Source organism: Salipiger bermudensis (assembly GCF_017309175.1).
Classification (GTDB): Bacteria; Pseudomonadota; Alphaproteobacteria; order Rhodobacterales; family Rhodobacteraceae; genus Salipiger; species Salipiger bermudensis.
Genome location: NZ_JAEKJV010000052.1, coordinates 1 through 1,296, shown reverse-complemented (window position 1 = coordinate 1,296; position 1,296 = coordinate 1). Strand labels below are relative to the sequence as shown.

Annotated in this window: 1 protein-coding gene and 1 pseudogene; both read right to left on the bottom strand. The window is 60.0% G+C overall.

Annotation, left to right across the window (positions count from 1 at the left end):
* Positions 1–113 precede the first annotated feature (113 nt).
* Positions 114–608, bottom strand: a pseudogene (locus JF542_RS24310) (transposase); the annotation flags it as partial.
* 594 nt (positions 609–1,202) lie between these two features.
* A partial coding sequence (locus JF542_RS24305; RefSeq protein ID WP_207077592.1) for a transposase domain-containing protein occupies positions 1,203–1,296 on the bottom strand: 94 nt, incomplete at its 5' end.

Sequence of the window (1,296 nt, the reverse complement as noted above, 5' to 3'; positions counted from 1 at the left end):
GCTGGCCCGATACGGCTGCGCTGTGTGAGGGCTACACCGCATCGGGCCAGCTACCCGGGCGCTCCAAGGGGGTCATTTTTGGATGCCGATAGGGGGTCACGATTGGCTGCCGATTGACAGGTCTTGGCGATGTCGCGGGCAACCTGGCGGGCGTCTTCAGTTTCCTCGCGGCTGATTTTGCGGGCATCAGCGTTTGGACAGCACTTGGCTTTGGATGGGCAGGCCTGACAGACCTCCTTTAACGCGCGGTAGCGAGCTGTGCCCTTGCCGGTCGGTCCCCGGTTCGGGTCTGAGTAGTTGCGACGGAACTGCTTGAGTTCCTGCCCCTCAGGGCAAATATATTGATCGTTCTCGGCATCCCATTCGAAGTCGGCACGCGTCCATGTTCCGTCGTTGCGTCCTGACTTATCGAAGACAGGGATGTGAGGTGCGATTTTGCGGTCCACTAACCAGCCCAGCAGCGGCCCGGTGCCATAGGCGGTGTCCGCGATCAGGCGTTCAGGATGCAAATCGAACTTGGCCTTTACGCGGTTCAGCATGGTCTTTGTCGACCCGACCTCGGCCTGTCGGATTGAGCGGGTAGCTTCCACGTCAACGATCACACCGTGACAGGGACCTTCTCGGTTCATTGAGGGAGGAGCGCTTGCCGCCAATACTTACGTTCATCGATGCGGCCAAAGGGTCGTGGTTTGAACATCGACCTAAGTGTTTTGGTCAGAATCGCTCTGTGTGATCCGGCAACGAGCTAAGGCAGGCTTTCGAAAAGATCCGGTGTGTCCTCGTCGCGCCGCCTGCTCAGACCCTCGCCAAGATGCAGGCAAGGGTGCTTAATTCGTGTCAGGCCTTTGCCTCCCTCAAAATGGACCCACCCTCCTCTGGGCATGCCAACGCTTACGATCAGCGCCCCACATATTGGACAAGTCCGCCTGAACGATGCGCCCCTCTTGCTTTCACGATCGCCCCGGACTGCCCAACCGCCGCGGACGGATACCGTGCGCCCAGTCGACAGACGGCGGTTGTGTGCCTTCCGGTAATACCAGCGGTCCGTCATCCCGTACCCCTTCTTTCCTCGACCCGGCTGCCGCTTGGGGTCGAGCGCACGTAAAAGCCTTGTGGAATAGCCTCCTGCACCAGTCCGACGTGCGAGATCAGGCCGACGGCCCGGCTGCCCTCTGTCGTAACCGCCCGATTGTGACCGCGGATTAGTGTGATGGCGTCCATTGCCATGGAAGCAGTTCTTCGAGCCGGTTGATCTTGTGATCATGAATGCGGTCGAGGATGTCGGCCAGCCAGGCA